The 21,927-nt window shown below is 42.6% G+C and carries 23 protein-coding genes and 1 pseudogene; 19 read left to right on the top strand and 5 right to left on the bottom strand.

The window, feature by feature from the left end; all coding sequences use genetic code 11:
* Positions 1–1,152, top strand: a complete 1,152-nt coding sequence (locus C9J41_RS13385; protein WP_107294688.1) for an iron-containing alcohol dehydrogenase — start codon at positions 1–3, stop codon at positions 1,150–1,152.
* 80 nt (positions 1,153–1,232) lie between these two features.
* On the opposite strand, the gene C9J41_RS13380 is transcribed toward C9J41_RS13385, so the two are convergent.
* Together C9J41_RS13380 and rsmD are read right to left on the bottom strand one after the other, a co-directional pair.
* Complete coding sequence (locus C9J41_RS13380) at positions 1,233–1,499, bottom strand: DUF1145 domain-containing protein (RefSeq protein ID WP_005372036.1); 267 nt, start codon at positions 1,497–1,499, stop codon at positions 1,233–1,235.
* Positions 1,496–2,101 carry a 16S rRNA (guanine(966)-N(2))-methyltransferase RsmD gene (gene rsmD, locus C9J41_RS13375; protein WP_005372034.1) on the bottom strand — a complete coding sequence of 202 codons (606 nt, stop codon included), beginning with the start codon at positions 2,099–2,101 and terminating at the stop codon, positions 1,496–1,498. The genes C9J41_RS13380 and rsmD overlap by 4 nt, the downstream gene beginning before the upstream one ends.
* Positions 2,102–2,185: 84 nt before the next feature.
* Between rsmD and ftsY the strand changes: the two genes are divergently transcribed.
* The 6 genes from ftsY to glpG all read left to right on the top strand — a co-directional run bounded on the left by ftsY (position 2,186) and on the right by glpG (position 8,006).
* Positions 2,186–3,565, top strand: a complete 1,380-nt coding sequence (gene ftsY / locus C9J41_RS13370; protein WP_107208666.1) for a signal recognition particle-docking protein FtsY — start codon at positions 2,186–2,188, stop codon at positions 3,563–3,565.
* A gap of 3 nt (positions 3,566–3,568) precedes the next feature.
* Positions 3,569–4,237: a cell division ATP-binding protein FtsE gene (gene ftsE, locus C9J41_RS13365; protein WP_006647648.1), complete on the top strand. Its 669-nt coding sequence runs from the start codon at positions 3,569–3,571 to the stop codon at positions 4,235–4,237.
* Complete coding sequence (ftsX, locus tag C9J41_RS13360; RefSeq protein ID WP_107208665.1) at positions 4,227–5,159, top strand: permease-like cell division protein FtsX; 933 nt, start codon at positions 4,227–4,229, stop codon at positions 5,157–5,159. The genes ftsE and ftsX overlap by 11 nt, the downstream gene beginning before the upstream one ends.
* A 184-nt stretch (positions 5,160–5,343) precedes the next feature.
* Positions 5,344–6,204, top strand: coding sequence for an RNA polymerase sigma factor RpoH (gene rpoH, locus C9J41_RS13355; protein ID WP_105061179.1), 861 nt, complete (start codon positions 5,344–5,346; stop codon positions 6,202–6,204).
* Positions 6,205–6,754: 550 nt separating this feature from the next.
* Complete coding sequence (gene glpE / locus C9J41_RS13350) at positions 6,755–7,081, top strand: thiosulfate sulfurtransferase GlpE (protein ID WP_105061178.1); 327 nt, start codon at positions 6,755–6,757, stop codon at positions 7,079–7,081.
* 79 nt (positions 7,082–7,160) lie between these two features.
* The gene (glpG, locus tag C9J41_RS13345; RefSeq protein WP_107208664.1) at positions 7,161–8,006 is read left to right on the top strand and encodes a rhomboid family intramembrane serine protease GlpG; all 846 of its coding nucleotides are present in this window, start codon (positions 7,161–7,163) and stop codon (positions 8,004–8,006) included.
* A 60-nt stretch (positions 8,007–8,066) separates the two neighbouring features.
* Here the strand turns inward: glpG and C9J41_RS13340 are convergent, their stop codons facing one another.
* Positions 8,067–8,486, bottom strand: coding sequence for a flagellar basal body-associated protein FliL (locus C9J41_RS13340; protein ID WP_107208663.1), 420 nt, complete (start codon positions 8,484–8,486; stop codon positions 8,067–8,069).
* Between the two features lie 168 nt (positions 8,487–8,654).
* Here C9J41_RS13340 and C9J41_RS13335 point away from each other — a divergent pair, with 168 nt between their 5' ends.
* Entirely contained in the window at positions 8,655–9,197 is a 543-nt protein-coding gene (locus C9J41_RS13335) for a chorismate lyase (protein WP_107208662.1), read from the top strand.
* Positions 9,191–10,051, top strand: coding sequence for a 4-hydroxybenzoate octaprenyltransferase (gene ubiA, locus C9J41_RS13330; RefSeq protein WP_107208661.1), 861 nt, complete (start codon positions 9,191–9,193; stop codon positions 10,049–10,051). The genes C9J41_RS13335 and ubiA overlap by 7 nt, the downstream gene beginning before the upstream one ends.
* 95 nt (positions 10,052–10,146) lie before the next feature.
* Here the strand turns inward: ubiA and plsB are convergent, their stop codons facing one another.
* On the bottom strand, positions 10,147–12,588 hold the full coding sequence (gene plsB / locus C9J41_RS13325) for a glycerol-3-phosphate 1-O-acyltransferase PlsB (RefSeq protein ID WP_107292465.1): 2,442 nt from the start codon (positions 12,586–12,588) through the stop codon (positions 10,147–10,149).
* Positions 12,589–12,939: 351 nt separating this feature from the next.
* Between plsB and lexA the strand changes: the two genes are divergently transcribed.
* From lexA to C9J41_RS13290, 6 genes are all read left to right on the top strand, one after another.
* Entirely contained in the window at positions 12,940–13,560 is a 621-nt protein-coding gene (gene lexA, locus C9J41_RS13315; protein WP_005372006.1) for a transcriptional repressor LexA, read from the top strand.
* A gap of 140 nt (positions 13,561–13,700) precedes the next feature.
* Positions 13,701–14,498: a class I SAM-dependent methyltransferase gene (locus C9J41_RS13310; RefSeq protein WP_107208659.1), complete on the top strand. Its 798-nt coding sequence runs from the start codon at positions 13,701–13,703 to the stop codon at positions 14,496–14,498.
* A gap of 356 nt (positions 14,499–14,854) precedes the next feature.
* Positions 14,855–15,997, top strand: a complete 1,143-nt coding sequence (coxB, locus tag C9J41_RS13305) for a cytochrome c oxidase subunit II (protein WP_107260566.1) — start codon at positions 14,855–14,857, stop codon at positions 15,995–15,997.
* A 12-nt stretch (positions 15,998–16,009) separates the two neighbouring features.
* On the top strand, positions 16,010–17,629 hold the full coding sequence (gene ctaD / locus C9J41_RS13300) for a cytochrome c oxidase subunit I (RefSeq protein ID WP_107208657.1): 1,620 nt from the start codon (positions 16,010–16,012) through the stop codon (positions 17,627–17,629).
* An 8-nt stretch (positions 17,630–17,637) separates the two neighbouring features.
* Positions 17,638–18,213 (top strand): cytochrome c oxidase assembly protein, encoded by a 576-nt coding sequence (locus C9J41_RS13295; RefSeq protein ID WP_107208656.1) that lies wholly within the window; start codon positions 17,638–17,640, stop codon positions 18,211–18,213.
* Positions 18,197–19,093 carry a cytochrome c oxidase subunit 3 gene (locus tag C9J41_RS13290; protein ID WP_107208655.1) on the top strand — a complete coding sequence of 299 codons (897 nt, stop codon included), beginning with the start codon at positions 18,197–18,199 and terminating at the stop codon, positions 19,091–19,093. Before C9J41_RS13295 ends, C9J41_RS13290 begins: the two co-directional genes overlap by 17 nt.
* Before the next feature lie 22 nt (positions 19,094–19,115).
* Here C9J41_RS13290 and C9J41_RS13285 read toward each other — a convergent pair whose 3' ends face one another.
* The gene (locus tag C9J41_RS13285) at positions 19,116–19,322 is read right to left on the bottom strand and encodes a DUF2909 domain-containing protein (RefSeq protein WP_105061168.1); all 207 of its coding nucleotides are present in this window, start codon (positions 19,320–19,322) and stop codon (positions 19,116–19,118) included.
* Positions 19,323–19,412: 90 nt separating this feature from the next.
* Between C9J41_RS13285 and C9J41_RS13280 the strand changes: the two genes are divergently transcribed.
* The 4 genes and pseudogenes from C9J41_RS13280 to C9J41_RS13265 form a co-directional block, all read left to right on the top strand.
* A complete protein-coding gene (locus C9J41_RS13280; RefSeq protein WP_107208654.1) occupies positions 19,413–20,090 on the top strand; it encodes an SURF1 family protein in 678 nt (225 codons plus the stop codon).
* Positions 20,091–20,093: 3 nt separating this feature from the next.
* A complete protein-coding gene (locus C9J41_RS13275; RefSeq protein WP_107208653.1) occupies positions 20,094–20,630 on the top strand; it encodes a cytochrome oxidase in 537 nt (178 codons plus the stop codon).
* A 24-nt stretch (positions 20,631–20,654) separates the two neighbouring features.
* Positions 20,655–21,728, top strand: coding sequence for a heme A synthase (locus C9J41_RS13270; RefSeq protein WP_107247042.1), 1,074 nt, complete (start codon positions 20,655–20,657; stop codon positions 21,726–21,728).
* Positions 21,721–21,849, top strand: a pseudogene (locus tag C9J41_RS13265) (protoheme IX farnesyltransferase); the annotation flags it as partial. The gene C9J41_RS13270 and the pseudogene C9J41_RS13265, both read left to right, overlap by 8 nt.
* Between the last annotated feature and the right edge of the window lie 78 nt (positions 21,850–21,927).

Genomic DNA, 21,927 nt, shown 5'->3' with positions numbered 1-21,927 from the left:
ATGAGCAATGTATTCTACATGCCACCTGTAACACTAATGGGTCCTAACGCTATTCAATCTTTAGGTGCTGAACTTGCGTCAAAAGAGCTGAAAAAAGCCCTAATCGTGACAGACAGTGTATTAGTTGAAGTGGGTTTAGTGAGCAAACTAACTGACGAGCTTACTGCGCACGGCCTTGATTACACTATTTACGATGGTGTGCAACCTAACCCAACTGAGAAAAACATTGAAGATGGCCTAGCGTTACTTGCAAGCAGCCATTCTGATTTTGTGATTTCATTCGGTGGTGGTTCATCACACGATACTGCTAAAGGTATCGCACTTGTGGCAGCGAACGGTGGTCATATTCGTGATTACTCGAAAGGTGTACACCTTTCTAAAAAGCCACAACTTCCATTGGTAACCGTGAACACAACTGCTGGTACCGCTTCGGAAATGACCGTATTTGCAATCATCACTAACCAGGAAGATGAAACCAAATATCCTGTGGTTGATAAGCACTTCACGCCAATTATTGCAGTAAACGATTCAGAGCTAATGGTCGCAATGCCTAAGTTCCTAACTGCTGCAACCGGTATGGATGCATTAACACACGCCGTTGAAGCCTATGTTTCAACAGCTGCAACACCCATCACTGATGCATCTGCCATTAAAGCGATTGAACTGATTGTAAATAACCTAGAAACCGCAGTGAATGACGGCCAAAACCGCGAAGCACGTGATGCAATGCAGTACGGCGAGTACCTTGCTGGGATGGCATTTTCAAATGCATCTTTAGGTTACGTTCACTCAATGGCGCACCAATTAGGTGGTGTTTACGACCTGGCTCACGGCCTATGTAACGCGATTCTATTGGCAGAAGTTTCACGCTTTAACGCCAAACAAGTACCAGAGCGTTTTGTTGATATCGCCAAAGCAATGGGTATCGACACAGCAGCAATGACCCAAGAGCAAGCAGTAAATGCAGCCCTTGAAGCGATTGATGCACTCTCTGAAAAAGTGGGTACTAAGCAACGCCTAGCTGATTTAGGTGTAACTGAAGACAAGCTAGCGTTCATGGCGCAAAACGCCCTAAACGATGCATGTTCTTTAACGAACCCACGCCAAGCGAGCCTAGAAGAAATCGTAGCGATCTTTAAAGCACGCATGTAATTACCCTGATTATCGGTAATGAGGTGATGCAACAAAAAAAGCGAACCCTATGGTTCGCTTTTTTATTATCTTTAACTTGGTTACATCATATGCTTACGGCGGATATCAAGTAGGGCGAAGATACCAAAAATTAAAATGGACCATTTTTCCCAACCGGACATGTTAATTTTGTCGCCAAATGCACCAATAAATATCAGCATTTGTAAGCCATGCATCATAAACAAGAACGCTGTCATGATATATAACGCCATAGCAGCAACGCCAGGGAATGGGTGAACGATATTAATCAGTAGTACCAGCCAAACAAAGGCAATGGCAAGTTTTGCGATAAGTATTAGCGCCTTCATGGTTCCTCTCTTGCAAATAAGCGGTAGCAAACCTGTCCTGCCGTTTTTTCACGGTGTAGGTGCCAATGGCTTGGCGTTATCAGGTTGCCCAATTCCTTTTCTGCTTCAATATAAATCATTGCATGGGGAGCAAGCCAGCCGTTGTTTTCTAATGCGGCGATTACGTCTTGAATAAGATCTTTTCTAAATGGGGGATCAATAAAGACTAAATCATGTGCACGTCCTTGTTGTGACAAAAACGTTAAGCTGTCACCATTAACCACAGTGGCATTTTTTGCCCCAACGGTTTTTAAGTTTTGCTCTAATTGATTCGCGGCTTTTTTGTCGAGTTCAAGCATCGTTACGCTTTCAGCACCACGAGAAAGAGCTTCAAAACTTAAACCGCCGCTACCAGCGAACAGATCAAGGCATTTAGATTGATAAATGTCTTGCGCTAACCAGTTGAAAAGTGTTTCTTTTACACGGTCAGTGGTCGGACGTAGTCCTTCGACATCATGAACGGGTAATTTGCGTCCACGCCATTGTCCGCTAATGATGCGAACGAACCCGCCAGGACGATTATTTTGTGGTTTGCGAGTTGTTTGTTGTCTACGCTGCGTCATAGATTTTTTTGACCGTTAAGAAAATGATAGTATACACCTGTTTTTAGGCTGCAAATTGTACCAATCAAGCGCTAGGATTCGCCAATGGCAGAAAAAAAGAAACGCGGTTTATTTTCATGGCTCGGATTTGGCTCTGAAGATAACGATGCTCAAAAGGAACAAACTACTGAACAATCAGTAGTGGATGGGGCTATTGATAGCCCTGAATCAACACATTCCTCTGACGAGGCGAAGACGAAAGTTGAGCATAATAATGATGTTCAAACTGACGAAAGCGCTGCGGCAGAGCAAGAAAAGATTGCTAAGACCGATGATGTCGAATTGGCAAAGACGTTGCAAGTAGATGACACTGAAAAAAGCAGTGTTATTGAAGAAACTGTAACGACAGAGCCTGAAGCTTCAAATGTTCTTGAGCCTTCTAATGCAATAGATAATGCTGAGATTGTCGAATCTATCACTTCAACAAGCGTTGAAACAGGTGAAACTGAATCAGCGACGGAAGAAGAGATAGCAAAACCCGTTGAACAAGAAAAACCAAAATCGGAAGGCTTCTTTGCCCGCTTAATGCGTGGTTTAAAGAAAACTAAAACCAACTTTGGTGCGGGTTTCTTTGGCTTATTTAGCGGTAAGAAAATCGATGATGAACTGTTTGAAGAGCTGGAAGAGCAGCTACTCATTGCAGATGTCGGCATGGATACCACGCTGAAAATTATCGAAAATCTGACCGATAAAGCATCAAAAAAGGAACTTAAAGACGGTGAAGCCCTCTATGGTTTACTAAAAGATGAACTCGCTGGCATGTTAGCTAAAGTCGAACAACCTTTGGTTATCGATACTAGCAAAAAGCCTTATGTCATCTTAATGGTCGGCGTAAATGGGGTGGGTAAAACGACCACTATCGGCAAGTTAGCGAAGCAATTCCAAGCGGAAGGTAAATCTGTGATGTTAGCAGCAGGTGATACATTCCGTGCTGCTGCCGTTGAACAGCTGCAAGTTTGGGGTGAACGAAACCACGTTCCTGTTGTTGCCCAGCATACGGGGGCTGATAGCGCATCAGTGATCTTTGATGCCATTGAATCGGCAAAAGCAAAAAATGTTGATGTGGTTATTGCTGATACTGCTGGCCGTTTGCAAAACAAAGGCAACTTAATGGAAGAGCTGCGTAAGATTGTACGTGTAATGAAAAAGGTGGACGTTGATGCCCCTCATGAAATTATGCTAACTGTCGATGCGGGCACCGGTCAAAATGCCATTAGCCAAGCTAAATTGTTCAGTGATGTTGCTCCTGTATCAGGAATTACGATCACTAAATTAGATGGTACAGCGAAAGGTGGTGTGATCTTTGCGGTGGCAGATCAGTTTAATATTCCGATTCGATACATAGGTGTCGGTGAAGGTATTGACGATCTCCGTCCATTTGCTGCAGAAGAATTTATTGAAGCATTATTTAGTGATGAGGAATAAAGTGTGATTCGATTTCAGCAGGTAAGTAAAGCTTATCGTGGCGGTAGGCAAGCCCTACAGAAAGTAGATTTTCATCTACGTCCAGCAGACATGGCTTTTTTAACTGGTCACTCTGGTGCAGGTAAAAGTACCCTGCTGAAATTAATTTGTGCTTTAGAACGACCAAGTGATGGCCAGATCTGGTTTAACGGTCATGACATCACGCGATTGCCAAATAAGCAGATCCCTTTTCTGCGCCGAAATATCGGTATTATTTTCCAAGATCATAAATTGTTAATGGATCGCAGTGTGTACGACAACGTCGCGTTACCACTGCGAGTGGAACAAGTCTCGGAAAATGAGATTAAGCGTCGTGTTTGTGCGGCACTTGATAAAGTTGGATTATTGGATAAAGCAAAATGTTTGCCGATCCAATTATCTGGCGGTGAACAACAGCGTGTGGGTATTGCCCGCGCTGTTGTTAACAAACCTATGTTACTGCTAGCTGATGAGCCTACCGGCAACCTAGATGCGGATTTATCACAACAAGTACTACGCTTGTTTGAAGAATTTAATCGTGTTGGAGTCAGCGTTTTAATGGCAACCCACGATACATCATTATTAGCGAGTCGAAATTATCGTCGCTTTGATTTACAAAAAGGAAATCTAAGGGAGCTTACTCATGGCGCGTAAATCTACGGGCTTTTTTGCGATCCATCGTCAGCAAGGAAGTGCCGCATTAAAGGATATGTTTCGTCGCCCACTAGGTAACTTTTTAACCTTAGCTGTACTCGCATTTGCGTTAACGCTACCGTGCACCTTCTACCTAATGGCTAAAAATATCACGGTAGTGGCAGATTCTTGGCAAAACCCTAGCCAAATTACGTTGTATTTGAATAACGATGTCAGTGACAGTGACGGTCAAGCTTTTGCTGATACTGTTAAAACTTGGCCTGAAGCAGAAAGTGTTCAATATATTTCAGCGGCCAAAGGATTAGAAGAATTCCGTCAACACGGTGGCTTTGAAAAAGCACTCAGTTTGTTTGATAGTAAAGATAATCCATTGCCAGCGGTGGTGATTGTTAAGCCTGCACCTGATTGGCAGGGCGATGTGCAAGCCCGTGCGCTAGCCGATAAATTAGGTAAAGAGCCACAAGTTAATGAAGTGCGTTTAGATAGTGATTGGTTACAACGTTTAGCTGCTATTCAAGATCTTGCTATAACGTTAGCGGCATTGATGTCAGGCTTAATGCTCTTTGCCGTGTTTTTAATTGTTGGCAATACATTACGTTTACAAGTGTTGAGCCATAAAGATGAAATCCAAGTGATGAAAATGGTGGGGGCAACTGACAGTTATATTTTGCGCCCTTATCTCTATGTTGGTGCTTGGTATGGTTTGATTGCGGCCGTGATTGCTTGGATCTTAGTGGCGATTGTGACATTACTGCTTGATGAAGCTGTGGCGAAACTTGCTAACCTCTATGGAAGCAATTTTAGAATGATAGGATTGAGCTGGGATGAAAGCTTAATTATGGTTATGCTTGCTACGTTTTTAGGCTTGTTGGCAGCACGACTTTCTGCTGGTCGACATCTAAAAGAGATCGAGCCTGTGTAACGTATTGTTTCTCAGCCCTGACATCATTTTATTTATTATTGATGCCTGTAATTCATATTCATTTGTACTTGAGCTTGCAATTGAACTATGTTTACAGGCATTATTGCATGTTCACGTAACGTTCGTTGTCGTTTATTTATCGTTACGATAGAACAAAAATAGCACAAACATACGAGGTCTTTGAATGTCACAAGAGATGTCTGCGATGGCTCTGGTATCAACGGAAAGTTTAGATAGTTATATCCAAACTGTTAATCGTTATCCAATGCTTACGCCTGAGCGTGAGAAAGAGTTAGCTGAACGTCTGCATTACGATGATGATATTAATTCTGCGAAAGCTTTAGTAATGTCGCATCTGCGCTTCGTTGTTCATATTGCTCGTGGTTACTCTGGTTATGGCCTACCAATTGCCGATCTTATTCAAGAGGGCAATATTGGTTTAATGAAGGCGGTGAAACGATTTAATCCCGAAGTTGGGGTACGACTCGTGTCGTTTGCTGTGCATTGGATTAAAGCAGAGATCCACGAATATGTACTGCGTAATTGGCGAATTGTGAAAGTTGCAACGACCAAGGCACAACGTAAATTATTCTTTAACCTACGTAAGTCGAAAAAGCGCTTGGGTTGGTTTAATAATGATGAAGTCAATATGGTCGCAGAGCAGCTTGGGGTTGAGCCTTCCGATGTACGTGAAATGGAATCACGCCTCGCAGCGCAAGATCCTACGTTTGAAATGCAAAATGACGATGATGAGCGTGATACCACACCGGTTGCTCCAGCTTACTATTTAGAAGATAAAAGCTCTGATGTCGCATTAACCTATGAAGAAAACAACTGGGAAAATCATGCTAACAATCGATTATCTCAGGCGTTAGCGAGCCTTGATGAACGTAGTCAGCATATCGTACGTTCACGTTGGTTAGATGATGAAAAATCAACATTGCAAGATTTAGCCGATAATTACGGTGTTTCTGCCGAGCGTATTCGCCAGTTAGAAAAAAATGCGATGAAAAAGTTAAAAGATGCAGTGGGCGATTTTTATTGATCCTTTGCCTCGTGAAGATGAGAAGCCGACCTAAGTGTCGGCTTTTTTGTGCCTGAGGATCCGTAATGACGCTGAGAAACAGAGTGATCTAACTTAGTTGATGGAGCAGAGTATCGTCTTGAATTTAATGAGATATACATCACAATTGTGGGTGTGATTGTGTACTAAATAGCATGTTATCCACAGCTTATGATCGGATCCTAACTATATGTAGTGGATCCTTTGTTTTTAAAACACATTATCAACGCAATTCACAGTTTTTTCCACAGGCGATTACTTTGTGTTCATGTTGTGGTTATGATCATCGACAAGCCCTTGTCTTCATTTGAAACTTCATTAGCCAAGAAGATACTTAGGTGTGGATAAACCCTGATTTTGGCATGGAATATATCCCTAAAAGCTGAGGTATACTGTGCTTAATAATGAGATATCGCAGTAAAACGTCAGGATCATGTGAAAAGGATCTTGTCTGGGTTTGGCGGATCATATTATTTAGCATATGTAGATCACGATGCGATGATAAAAATAACAAGTCAGGTAAAGGAAAATCATGGAACAGTTTCAACATATCTCAGTCGAGCAGGCTTATCAGTTATTACAACAAACGGATAGCCAGGCAGTTTTAGTCGATATTCGCGATCCTCAGTCATTTGCCCTAGCGCACCCAGAGCAAGCGTTTCATTTAACCAATGACACCATGGTTAGTTGGATGGATCAGGTGGACTTTGAGCAGCCGGTGATTGTGATGTGCTACCACGGTATCAGTAGTCAAGGCGCTGCACAGTATTTGATCAATCAAGGTTATGAAAATGTGTATAGCTTAGATGGTGGCTTTGAAGGTTGGCGTCGTGCGGCATTACCTGTGATTGAAGCATAAAGGCTTTACAGTGGTATCGAGCGCGCGATAATGATAGATCTTAAGTCAGATTCTATTTTTGAACAGAAAGGTCATCATTATGTATCGCTTAGCGGGATTTTATAACCCACGACAGGCACAAGCTTTTATCGATTATATGGCCTATCGAGGTATCGAAATATCGATGGCGCCAGAGCCTGAAGGTAAATTTGCATTATGGTTGGCAGATGAGCAATACCTCGTTGAAGCAGAAGCTGAGCTTAATGCATTTTTACTCGATCCAAATAATAACAAATATCAAGCGGCATCTTGGCAAGTCGCTGAAAGCCGAACCGCAAAGTTTAACTACAGTAATCCAAGTTTGATCAACATGGTTAAAGCTCAAGCTGGGCCTTTTACCTTATTGGTCATGGTCGCATCATTGGTGATTTATGGCTTATGGTTACTCGGGTTTGAACAGATCTTATTTGAATGGCTACATTTCCCGTTTATGAATGGCGATCAATGGGAGTTATGGCGTTATTTCTCTCATGCGTTACTGCATTTTTCTCCTCTTCATGTAATTTTTAACTGCCTATGGTGGTGGTTACTGGGCGGGCAAATTGAACGTCATAGTGGTTCTGCTAAATTAGTGCAGATTTTTTTACTGTCCTCATTAGTTTCAGGTTTTGGTCAGTTCTGGCTTGATGGGCCTAATTTTGGTGGTTTATCTGGTGTGGTATATGCGCTATTGGGCTACATCTGGTGGATGGGATGGCTGGCACCACAACGAGGTTTAGTGATTGCCCGCTCTTACGTTGTGTTTATGTTGGTATGGCTAGTGATCGGATTTGCAGAGCCGATGGGAATGTCGATTGCCAATATGGCGCACTTATTTGGCTTAATTTCAGGCTGTGTGATTGCGTTATTTGACGCTAAAGTGAATCCACTAAAGCAAGCTAAATAATTAAGAGAAAATATCGTTAAAGGGGCAGTTTGCTTTAACGATATTTCACCGCTTTTTCTTTTATTGATAAAGAAACTTAGTAAAGAGCAGTTCAGCAACGGGCTGTTGGCGCGTTTCTGCTAGCAGGAGTCGATTGACTTGATCTTGGCAAGCTCGGCGGATCTCTTCACGGCCAGCAAGCGATTTGATTTTTGCTTCTGGTTGTTTACTCACAATATCAATAATGGCATCACGGATAAGCGGGGTGTGGTGCTCAATATTGGTGAGGTTGGTTTGATTGTTTATCATCAAATCCACTTGGAGACGAATATAACCCAGCCGTTTACCTTGGGTAACATAGTTGGTTGTGATGTCAGGCTCTAACGTGTAGTAAGTGATTTGAGGGGGAGCTGCCACATCTTCATTAGATGCTATCGCCACTGGGCTTTGAAGCATGCTGACAAGCGTTAGCGCTGCCACAAAAACAGATAATTTTATCATTATACTTATGTTGTCCACTTAGTTTGTGAGAAACAGGTGTAATCTTTGCACGGTAACGATATTCGTACTGGTTACAGCTTGCTACAATAGCAGATCATTATGGTAATAAATTAACTGAATACAACCAAGTGTTATCGATCACGAGTTTGTTGATTAAGTAGTGAGAAAATGTCGGAATTCAAGCAGTTATATAGTCCGTTACTTGAAGGTGCTGTATGGTATCCAGCCTCTGAATGGGCATTAGAAGGAGGTTCCGTTGGTTCTTGGTTACTCGAGTCTGACTCTTTATCGCGCCGTTTAGCCGCGCATTGTCGTGTTTTTTCAGTCACAGTATTAGCACAAAACGTAATAAAAAATAGTGAGTTATCACTATCAGAACGTGCGTTATTAGGACACAGCGATTGCCTTGAACGCATTGTTATGCTCAATGGTGATCAACAGCCTTGGGTCTATGCTCGAACACTAATGCCGACCACTATATTATGTGGGGACGAAAGTGATTTAGCCGAATTAGGCGCAAATCCTTTAGGGTATCGTATTTTTAATGGCAACAATTCCCGTCGTGATGCTCTGGAAGTGGCAAGAATAGGCATGCCAGAACAATCGATTTGGGCTCGTCGTTCAAGATTATGGATTAATGAAAAAGCTATGCTGGTGGCAGAGTTGTTTTTACCTCGCTCACCTGTGTATGCAAGGAATAACAAATGTTAGAAATGACTAAGGCGAGAGCGTTTTGGCAATTAGCGCGTTTTGATCGTCCCATTGGTAGCTTATTATTATTATGGCCAACCTTGTGGGCACTTTTTCTTGCCGCAGATGGCATGCCAAATATCAATGTATTAATTGTTTTTGTCTTAGGTGTCATATTCATGCGTGCAGCAGGATGCGTGATTAATGACTTTGCTGATCGTAATTTTGATGGCCATGTTAAACGTACTAAAGATCGTCCAATGCCGTCGGGTAAGGTGTCTGAGCGCGAAGCGTTAGGCTTATTTTTCTTGTTAGTGCTGGTGTCGTTTTTACTGGTTTTAACCATGAATAGCTTAACTATTATGTTATCTGTGGTGGGAGTACTATTAGCGGCATGTTATCCGTTTATGAAGCGTTATACTCATTTACCTCAGTTGGTTTTAGGCGTTGCATTTGGCTGGTCTATTCCAATGGCATATGCAGCACAAGCAGGTGATTTATCGCTGAGTGCATGGTTATTATTTACTGCTAATATTTTGTGGACGATTGCGTATGACACCCAATATGCGATGGTAGATCGGGATGATGATTTAAAGGTTGGGATTAAGTCGACTGCCATCCTATTTGGACGTTTTGATAAGTTAATTATTGGCTTACTTCAGCTTGCCACGTTGAGCTTATTGATTGCTGTCGGTATGGTGCTGCAATTAGACCAAGTGTATTACTGGTCATTGTTACTAGCGTCAGGCTTATTTGTTTATCAACAGATGTTGCTTAAAGAGCGCCTACGTGAAAGCTGTTTTCGTGCGTTTTTAAATAATAACTACTTCGGCATGATTGTCTGTGTCGGTATTGTATTAAGTGTCTGCTTCTAGAAACATGATTTAACGCTGTATTTCGTGAGTTTAATTGTTGAGTGTTAAAGATATAAAAAAAGCGCCGTTATGGCGCTTTTTTTCGTTACGTATCTTTATTCTTGTTTGTCTTTAGCGTCATCTAAGTGCATCACCGCTTGGATGGTGAGGTTCACTTCCGGTGAGACTAACGCGGTGAGTAGATTCGCTAAGTTTTCTACTGGACGTGCTACCGCGTGGCACTCGTCATTGAGATAACCTTCGCTACGCAATGTTTTCACCAAAATACTAAATACACCTTTATCGAAAAACTCTGGTGCATTGATCCCGTGTAAACGACTTAGACGTTGAGCAAGCACTTGGCTGTGATGCTCTAAATCATTTTTCGCCATTTCAGGCTCTGCACGGAGTAAAGTTAGTGCAATCGCATAACGTTGTAATGTTTCAGATATCGTGCGAGCCAGTAGCTGAAGAGGGCCAATACGGGCATTATTGATAGAAATGTTAATCCCATCGTTAAGTAATAGACGTTGGCGTACAAGCTCATCAATGATCTTATCAATTTCAGTATTTAGCTGCTCATTATCAAAACGTAAGAACAATTCCGCTTTTAAGAATGGATACAGTAATTCAACTTGTTCATGAATTTCATCATTGGTTAAGCTTTGCTGCTGTACCACAATATGCGCAATCAACGACGGTAATGCGAATAAGTGAATGATGTTATTACGGTAGTAAGTCATCAAGATCGATTGTTGACGATCAAGCGAAATAATATCGCCTAAGGTGTCATGCTCAACCACGAACTTATCCATTGCAACCGCATGCTCAATCATTTGCTCAGCATTTTCTTTTGGCGTTGTACACTGGCTTGAATATGGCGTATTACGCAATAGTTCAAGGTAGCATTCAATTTGCTGCTCTAGTACTTCACGGCTTAATGCGCGTTGTCGTGATGCTAGTAATGCAAGGGCGCATAACGTCATTGCATTGGTTGCTGCAGCGTCGTTAATATGTGTCATCATCTTAACGGCTAAATCGTTCACGACAGGCGTTAACCAGCTTGGTTTTTGCGGCTCGATTGGGTTAATGTCTTTGTGCCACTCAGGTACATTGTCATTTAAATATTGGTTAAGCGGAATAGGCTCACCAAAGTTGACATAACCTTCGCCTAAATTACGCAACTTACGTAATGTTCGGATAACTTGGCCGACATTTTCTTTCTCTTTACGCTTACCTTGTAGCTCTTTTGCGTAAGTGCCCACTTCCATTACATGCTCATAGCCGATGTACACTGGTACTAATGTAACGGGACGGTTTAAACCACGCAGCATGGCTTGAATAGTCATTGAAAGCATGCCGGTTTTCGCTGGTAATAAGCGACCAGTACGCGAACGACCACCTTCACTGAAGTATTCAACTGAATACCCTTTAGTAAATAACTCAGATAAGTATTCACGGAATACTGTTGAGTACAGACGATCACCACGGAAACTTCGGCGAATAAAGAATGCACCACCACGACGGAAAATAGGACCGGCAGGGAAGAAGTTTAAGTTAATACCAGCGGCAATGTGTGGCGGTACTAAGCCTTCGTTATAAAGCACGTAAGAAAGCAATAAGTAATCCATGTGACTTCGGTGACAGGGCACATAGACTATTTCATGACCATCTTGTGCTAAACGGCGCACACGTTGGGCATTTTTGATATTCAAACCTTGGTAAAGTTTGGTCCATAGCCAGCGTAGGAAACGCTCACCGTTCTTGATCAGTGGGTAAGAGAAATCTGCCGCAATTTCTTCCATCATACCGATGGCTTCTTTACGTACTTTTTCAACCGGTACTTGGCGGCTGATCGCTTCTTCTTGTACCACTTTATCGATGGCTTTAGAGGCAAGTAGACGTTTAAACAACAGCTGACGATCAGGCAGGCGTGGGCCAGATGTCGCAATTTGCTGGCGTGAAAAATGGATTTTTGCCACGCGAGCTAATTTTTGTGCAATCGCATCATCGGTACCATGATGATCGGCCATATAACGCAGCGATACTGGCGTACTTAAACGCACTAAACAGTCACGGCCATGCGTTAAAATTGCCCAGAATTTTGCTGGACCATTTAACGGACGTAAGGTTGCTTTGCGTTGGGATTCTTTACCCGGTGCTCGTCCCCATAAAATAGAAGCGGGCACTAACTGAATGTTTAATGCTGGATCTTGTTTGTGTTGCTCAAGTAACTCGGTAAAGAGTTCAATCGAATCTTGAGGTAGAGCATTATTAGTGCCGAATACACTCGGGCCTTCAGCAACAAAGACAAAACGTGGAAAGCTACGGCCATTAATTTCTAACTTAGTTAATGGATCAGGTAGCCCTAATGCTTTAGCGCTGCTACGCAGTGTTAATAAATCAGTATTAGAGCAATACGGTAAAATGTAGGCGATTGGCCGCTCTAAATCTAACTCTAAATCAGCAACAGGATCAGATGGAATGGTTGCTGGTTTAACTAATAAAGAAAGCGGCAACTTTAATAATTGTTGATAAAATTTTTGCCAACGTGACATATTTATAACGAGCCTCAGAATCTTAATGCGCCGCAAGGATAGCAGAAAATGATTGATTTCATGCAGCTAAAATACAGTTGATAGCGGTTAAATTATCATTTTTTATGGTCTTTTATTGTTTCTTTTTGACCGATGAGTGGTTTAAAAAACAATCTGGCATGACCAGTGAGTTAAATCTAATTGATTCTACTGAAATTATTATCTTTGCGAGACGGCTGTCATTATTTTAGTACCTAAGCTCTGATAGGTTTGATTAACTGATCAAATTGGTGTTTTCGTAAACAATTGCCTTTTAATGTGGCTTAACACTGGATATACTCACAGTGAACTGTATAAAAAGACAGGTGACTCATGAAGCCGTTGACATTACGCCAACAAGAAGTCTTTGATTTAATCAAAGCAAAAATAGACGAAACAGGTATGCCACCGACACGTGCTGAAATTGCACGTGAATTAGGTTTTCGCTCTGCGAATGCGGCAGAAGAACATTTAAAAGCATTAGCACGTAAAGAAGTGTTGGAAATTATTCCAGGCGCATCGCGTGGTATTCGCTTACTTGTCAATCAAGAAGAGCCAGAAGAGCAGGGACTACCACTGATTGGTCGTGTCGCTGCTGGCGAACCGATTTTAGCGCAAGAACATGTTGAAGCGCATTATGAAGTCGATCCTATGTTATTTAAACCTCGTGCCGATTTTTTACTACGTGTAAATGGGATGAGTATGAAAAATATCGGGATTATGGATGGCGACTTGTTAGCTGTACATAAAACCCAAGATGTTCATAACGGTCAAGTTGTGGTTGCACGTGTTGATGACGATGTAACGGTTAAGCGTCTTGATAAGCAGGGAGCCAAAGTATTACTCCATGCTGAAAACGAAGAGTTTTCACCCATTGAAGTTGATCTTGAGCATCAAAGTTTAACCATTGAAGGCATTGCTGTTGGCGTGATCCGAAACGCTGATTGGATGTGATGGTTACTGAACGACGGATTGAGTGAAGCCAAAAAAGCGCAGTTAAAGCTGCGCTTTTTTATTGTCTTAAGAAAATGACGAGTAAGCTTTGCAAATCTAACTGATAATTATTATCATCCTTAATTCATAAGGAGATAATGATGACGAAAATAAAGCGCTACACCATTCCCTCTGACTTACTTCAACCGCTTTGGTATCGCAGCCGAGAAAGCTTAGCCGATGATGGTCTTATTTATGATCCGGTGGCTGCCGTAGCGTGTCGTCAATGTTATCTCGAACCTGATTGTGTCGGGCAACAAGTTCCTCAGCGTCAACTTTTACATGCCACTTTAACTTTGCAGTGCGATAAACAAGTGAAAGACTTCTTAACTCGCTATCCTTATGGGCAGGTTGTTAATCTTGGTGCAGGGCTTGATACCCGCTTTTACCGCGTAGATAACGGACGTTGTCGTTGGTTTGAGTTAGATACTGATGAAAATTTACTTTGGCGAGAGAAACTATTTCATCGCAGTGATCGTTATATGCTGAAAACGGGTTCAGTTACTGATCTCAGTTGGTTAAAGCGTCTACCGAAAAGTGCTCAAACACCGATACTTTTAATTTGCGATCAAGCACTATTAGCCTGTAATTCAGCGCAATTAGCGACATTTATCCAGCGTATGGGGTGTAGTTTTAGCCGCATGGAAATGTGTATCGTGGTTGCGGGCGATCTATGCCATGTCCCTATTGCGAAAAAAATGGGCTGCGGTGAGTATCATCATGGCTATCGTGATCCTGCGCAACAAATGATTAATTGGTTACCGTGGGCTGAGTTGATTGATTGTTTTAGCCCATTTGATAATCCCTGTCCGAGATGGCGAACATGGCAACGTTGGATTGCTAAAATGCCCAGTATGAAATATCGCTTAACGCCTGTTGTTGTTCATTTGAAATTATAGCGAGGTATGAATATTACTATCGTTAATCTAAATAACGATTCTCGTACTTGTTGTAACTTATTGATATTGTGATACATGATAGCGAGTAGTTTATTTGTATCTATATATCAAAGTGTTATCTACTTTTTTGTTAGTTATTTTATATCCATGATTCTTTGCGTATTCTGCGATTCCTGCCTACGTTAAATATATCGAGACATTTTTATGTGTTGGTATGTGCTGCTCAATAAATGCTTTAAATAATAAAAAATAAATAATGCCGATTTGATAGCTCAGCTGCATCGTTAGTCATAGAAGCATTCTGCCACATAAAATTCGTTCAATTGCATATTTGAATGACAGGGGAGGTCAGAGCGATGGTTCGTTCATTGATCGCAGGAATAGCGAGTGTACTTTTCTCAATGCCGCTGATGGCTGACACCATGCAGCTTAATATGACACCGGGTGTAACGGCGGTAAGTCAGAATGTATACAGTCTTCATATGACCATTCTCTACATTTGTATCGCGATTGGTGTGGCGGTATTCGGAGTTATGTTTTGGGCTATCTTTCACCACCGCAAGTCAAAAGGCGCAAAGCCTGCTTCATTCCATGAAAGTACTAAAGTAGAAATTATTTGGACGCTGATCCCGTTCATTATCTTAATAGGCATGGCTATTCCTGCAACTAAAACATTGATTGCAATGGAAGACACCTCAAAATCGGATGTAACTATCCTTGTGACAGGCTCGCAATGGAAGTGGCATTACAACTATTTCAACCAAGATGTTGAATATTACTCCCACCTTGCTACAAGTGCTGAACAAATCAGTAATCAACGGCAAAAGCGTGACAACTATTTATTAGAAGTTGATTACCCCTTAGTTCTTCCTGTCGGGCAAAAAGTACGCTTTTTGATCACCTCACAAGATGTGATCCACTCATGGTGGGTGCCCGCTTTTGCGGTGAAAAAAGATGCTAATCCTGGCTTTATTAATGAAGCGTGGACACAAATTGATAAGCCCGGTATTTACCGAGGTCAATGTGCCGAATTATGCGGTAAAGATCATGGCTTTATGCCGATTGTGGTGATAGCCAAACCACAAGCAGAATACGATGATTGGCTACAGAAAACCAAGATCACGCAACGTAAAGCGCGTGAAGAAGAGCAGCGTTTGTTGGACATGCAAATGTCATTAGATGAGCTTATGACGCTGGGTGAAAAGACCTATACCGCGCGTTGTGCCATGTGTCATCAAGCTAATGGGCAAGGTATTCCAGGAGCATTTCCAGCACTGGCTGGTGAAGGGGTTTCAGTTGATCCTAAACGTAAGTTAGAGCACATCAGCGTTGTTGTTCACGGTAAGGCAGGTACCGCGATGCAAGCGTTTGGTCCACAACTGAGTTTGAAAGAATTAGCCGCTGTTATTACCTATGAGCGTAATGCGTGGGGGAATAATACTGGAGAGTCTGTGCAAGCAGCGGAAGTACAAGCGATTAAAAACGGTCAGCAACTATAAAGGAGAGTAAGCATGACGGATATGATGCGCCAAGAAGCTGAAATTGATACTGCTGGCTGTACTGACACAGAACACGACCATCATTCGCATCCTGCGAAAGGGCTAAAGCGTTGGTTATTTACCACCAATCATAAAGATATCGGCACCCTATATTTGCTGTTTAGTTTAACCATGTTTTTTGTTGGCGGCGCAATGGCGATGGTTATTCGGGCTGAATTATTTCAACCGGGCTTACAGTTAGTGGAGCCCAACTTTTTTAATCAGATGACCACAGTTCATGGTTTGATTATGGTGTTTGGCGCCGTGATGCCCGCTTTTACGGGATTAGCGAACTGGATGATCCCAATGATGATTGGGGCACCAGATATGGCTTTGCCAAGGATGAATAACTGGAGCTTTTGGATCCTGCCTTTTGCATTTAGCTTGTTGTTAGCCTCTCTTTTTATGGAAGGGGGCGGGCCTAATTTTGGTTGGACATTCTATGCGCCACTTTCAACAACATATAGCCCACCGAGTACGGGATTGTTTGTGTTTGCCATTCATATAATGGGAATTAGCTCAATCATGGGAGCGATTAACGTTGTCGTGACCATCGTGAATATGCGCGCACCAGGCATGACGTATATGAAAATGCCACTCTTTGTTTGGACATGGTTGATCACCGCATTTTTACTTATCGCGGTTATGCCTGTTTTAGCAGGCGCAGTGACCATGGTATTAACCGATAAATATTTTGGTACGAGCTTTTTTGATGCGGCGGGTGGTGGTGATCCGGTGATGTTCCAGCATATTTTCTGGTTCTTTGGTCACCCTGAAGTTTATATTATGATTTTGCCGAGTTTCGGTATTATTTCTGCCATTATCCCTGCTTTTTCGCGCAAGAAACTCTTTGGTTATAGCTCTATGGTGTACGCCACGGCATCCATTGCTGGGTTAAGCTTTATCGTCTGGGCACACCACATGTTCACCACGGGGATGCCTGTCGCAGCAGAGCTATTTTTCATGTATTGCACCATGTTGATTTCAGTCCCTACGGGGGTGAAAGTCTTTAACTGGGTGGCAACGATGTGGCGAGGATCATTAACTTTTGAAGTGCCAATGTTGTTTGCTATTGCGTTTATTGTGCTCTTTACCATTGGCGGTTTTTCTGGATTGATGCTCGCTATTACGCCTGCTGATTTTCAATATCATGATACCTATTTTGTAGTTGCCCATTTCCATTATGTGTTAGTCACTGGCGCTATCTTTTCGATCATGGCTGCTGCCTATTATTGGTTACCAAAGTGGACGGGACACATGTTTGATGAGCGTTTGGCGCAATGGCACTTCTGGTGTTCGCTGATCTCGGTCAACATCTTATTTTTCCCAATGCATTTTTTAGGATTGGCGGGTATGCCACGTCGTATTCCTGACTATGCCCTGCAATTTGCAGATATTAATGCCGTGGTCAGTATTGGTGGTTTCTTGTTTGGGGTCTCTCAATTGATATTTATCGCGGTCTTGGTGAAATGTATTCGAGGGGGAGAAAAAGCACCTGCCAAACCATGGGAAGGTGCTGAAGGGTTGGAGTGGACAGTCGCATCACCTGCGCCATATCACACCTTTTCAACACCGCCCAAGATTGATCCTTAGGAGGCGTGATGGATGAGCCGAAAAAACAGCGATCATTGTGGGGGTTAATTGCCGCAGCAGTTGGGATGTTTGGCTTTGCTTTTGCGTTGGTTCCCCTTTATGACGTGTTTTGCGATATCACGGGGATCAATGGAAAAACAGCTACAACACCCACAGAAACCAGTGATCGAGTGGATACCAGCCGAGAAGTGACGGTTGAATTTGTTGCCTACATTAATCCAGGTGTGAGGTGGCAATTTACGCCTCAGGTAAAGCAAATCACGGTGCATCCTGGTGAAACAAAAATCATTAAATACGATGCGAAAAACTTAAATAAAGTCGCCACTATCGGACAAGCTGTGCCCTCGGTAACACCGGGCGTAGCGGCGAAGTATTTCAATAAAATCGAATGTTTTTGTTTTAATCATCAGCCTTTAGAGGGTGGTGAAAATGCAGAATTGCCGTTGGTGTTCTATATCGACCCTGACTTGCCGAAAGAGATAGAAACACTGACTTTAGCTTACACCCTATTCAACGTTGCAACGGACAAGGATAACCCTGTGATTGAGCAACACAGTGAGGTGGATAATGTCAAAGCCCTATAGTGAAACCGATAACTTACCGCCAACAACGAAATATTATGTCCCCGATGAAAGTGCATGGCCCATAGTGGGGGCAATTGCTTTATTTCTTATAGCGTTAGGTGCTGGCGCGACTGTCGGAGATCTGTTTGGCGGTCAAGGTCCTTGGATCTTATTGGTAGGTGTGGGGCTAATTTTATTAATGCTAGTGGGTTGGTTCCGTGATGTGATCCGAGAATCTATGGCGGGGCTTTATAGTGCGCAGATGGATCGCTCGTTTCGTCAGGGAATGAGCTGGTTTATTTTCTCAGAAGTGATGTTCTTCGCTGCTTTCTTTGGCGCGCTATTTTATGCCCGAATGATTGCTGTGCCATGGCTGGGTGGTGCAAGTAATAATGTCATGACCAATGCGGTGTTGTGGCCGGACTTTGTCGCCATGTGGCCATTGGAAAAAACGCCAGATGGCACCGAAACCCAAGCGATGGGGCCAATAGGTTTGCCGCTTTATAACACCATTTTATTACTGACATCATCGGTGACATTACATTTTGCTCATACTGCATTAGAGCAAAATAATCGTCCTCGATTGAAGTTGCTACTGTTGCTTACAGTATTACTAGGCGCGGTGTTTGTGTACTTACAAGGTGTTGAATATGTCCATGCTTATGAAGACATGAACCTACGATTAGATGCAGGGATTTATGGTAATACCTTCTTTATGTTAACTGGGTTTCATGGCGTTCATGTCACGCTTGGTGCGATTATCTTGTTTATTGTGTGGTGTCGAATTTTAAAAGGGCACTTTACGCCTGAACATCATTTTGCATTTCAAGCAGGCGCTTGGTATTGGCACTTTGTTGATGTGGTGTGGTTAGGTTTATTTCTGTTTGTTTATATTCTTTAGTGTTTATTTTGAAGATACAAGATTAATACGGGCGAGGGTTGGGGGTGATAACCCCAGTTAATAAAGCAATCACAATCAGGCTAAAAACAACGACAGATAAGCCAATACGCCAGCCTAAGTAATGCGACATTGGGCGTGATGATTGACCTTTTAACATGATTGGGAGGGCTTTAAAAAGATTGACGATGATCACCAGTAATAAGCCGATAAGCAGTATTTTTATCAACATCGAAAGCCTCTGATTGAATAGGGGTGATAACACATTAAGCGCTTATTTAAGGATAGCTGTTTTCAACCAATAGGGATGGAGGAAACATCGATGCGAAAAGTTGCTTTTGTTATTTTTACTTTCATCGTGGTGTGTATGTTAGGGCGATTAGGCTTTTGGCAATTAAGCCGAGCAGCTGAAAAGCTTCAATTACAGCAGCGAGTCGAAGAAACGATTCAGACCGAACCTATCTCTGATATTACGCAATTACCCAGTACGCCCGTTTGGCATAATGTGGCGCTTACTGGCGTGTTTGATAATCAGCATCCGATCTTACTTGATAACCAACTAAATAATGGTCAAGCAGGCTACCATTTTTATCTCCCTTTCCTTAGCCAAGGTCAATGGATATTGGTCAATCTGGGCTGGATTGCCGCGCCTCCTTATCGTGAGTTATATCCCGTGTTACCACAATTTAGTGGCGAAAAAGTCATTACCGGTCTAATTGCACCAACCACCTCATTATTACAACTCAAACCAGAATCATCTGCCGTGAGTTGGCCGTTACGGGTACAAAATATTGAACCGGCATGGCTGTCACAACAATTAAATCGCGCTCTACCGCAATGGGTGGTTCAAATTGCAGCTACGAATCCTCTCGCGCTTAAACAAAATTGGACCCCTATCGTGATGAAAGCAGATAAGCATTATGGCTACGCCACGCAGTGGTTTGTTTTAGCCTTTGCGGTATTAGGGATGGCTGGGTGGTGGCTATATAAGAGGGAATAAGGAATGAAAAAATATCAGGTTTTAATGTTATTAGGTGTGATGTTTTTACTGCCTATCATCCTAGCGAAATTAATCTTAACCCAACAGTGGTATAGCGGTGGTGTCACCAATAAAGGTCAATTATTAACTCCACCGTTGACGGCAAATTGGCTTGCGTCTGGAAAGTGGCAACTTATTTATTGGTTGCCTCAACAATGTGATAGCCGTTGTGAAGGTGCATTATTTCACTTAAAGCAAATGCCTCTTGCTGTTGGGGCTTATCAAGATCGGGTGAGAAGTGTTTTGCTGCTCGCCCCCGTTGAACCAACAACCGTCGTTCCCGTTGATGTTGAAAATCTGCAACGCTATCGCAGCAACACAGCAGAATATGAGCAATTTGCGCCATCTCAATATGGACTCAATGCAGTATACCTAGCCGATCCTCATGGCAATGTGATGATGGCCTATCCGCTAGAGGCTGAACCACAGGCCATTTTAGCACAAGGTAAAGACATCTTACGTGATTTAAAAAGGCTGCTAAAAGTATCAAAAATTGGCTAAATGTCATAAATAGTGGGGTTGATTATGCATAAAACGCAAAAAGATAAACCGTTCTACTTTTTAGTCACCGCTGCCTTTTTTCTCTCTTTGATTGTGGTTGGGATGGGGGCTTATACGCGGTTAACGGATGCGGGTTTAGGGTGTCCCGATTGGCCTGGCTGTTATGGGTTCATGTCAGTACCGCAAACGGAATCACAATTACAAGCAGCACAAACGATTTACCCTGACTCGCCCGTTGAACCAGTAAAAGCATGGAATGAAATGGTACATCGCTATATTGCAGGCTCGCTAGGTCTTTTGGTGGTAATGATTGCTGTTATGGCATGGAGCCGAAGTGGACGGCCTAAATTGTTACCCAGTTTGTTATTGGGTGTGGTTTCTTTTCAAGCGTTACTTGGAATGTGGACGGTTACCATGCAACTTATGCCTGTTGTGGTGATGGCGCATTTGTTAGGCGGTTTTACTATTGTATCGTTATTGTGGCTACTACGTTTGCGGATTCAACCTAACCCCCTTTTCTATCAAGAGGGTTTTAAACCCCATTTATCATTATCACATCGATATTTAACGGTACTCAAAAGCGCAGCAATTGCAGCTTTAGTTGTTGTGATAAGCCAAATTGCATTAGGAGGCTGGACAGCGGCTAATTATGCCGCTGTTGTATGCACACAATTACCGATATGCGAAGGGGATTGGCAGGGAATATTTGATCCTCGCGCGTTTGAATTGATTCAACCTCAACACAGTAGCTATGAATATGGCGTTTTAGATTATGCCCAAAGGGTCTCTATTCATGTTACTCATCGTATTGGTGCAATTATCACAGCGGTTTTGGTGTTGGTGTTGGCTGGGTTGCTGTGGCTTAAACCGCCCTTACGTCGCTATAGCATTGCGATGATAGGGGGATTAGCGATACAAATAATATTAGGCATTACCAATGTGCTTGCTAACTTGCCGTTACTGATTGCCGTTGCGCACAATGTAGTTGGATTAATCTTACTACTTACCGTTGTCACCACCTGTTATCGCCTGATATGCAATTGCCGCTCCCCATTAGAGGTAGAGTCTTTTGCATCGGAGAGCGCTACGCATGGATAAATCACAACGGCTTCATTCCAGTCGAGTTCGTTCGCCAGCGATAGCGGTTTGGCGTGATTACCTTACGATGACGAAACCAAAAGTCGTCGCCATGTTATTACTGACCGCATTAGTGGGCATTTATTGGCTTTATTTGTAGTACTTCTTACCTATCATTGGTGACTACCTTGGTATGGTTAGTCTCTCCGATGAACGACAG

Origin of the sequence: Photobacterium sp. GB-50 (assembly GCF_003026755.1) — a bacterium.
In the GTDB taxonomy this organism is placed as follows: Bacteria; Pseudomonadota; Gammaproteobacteria; order Enterobacterales; family Vibrionaceae; genus Photobacterium.
Note: the sequence above shows the minus strand (reverse complement) of the source record. Positions and strands in the feature narration are given on the sequence as shown.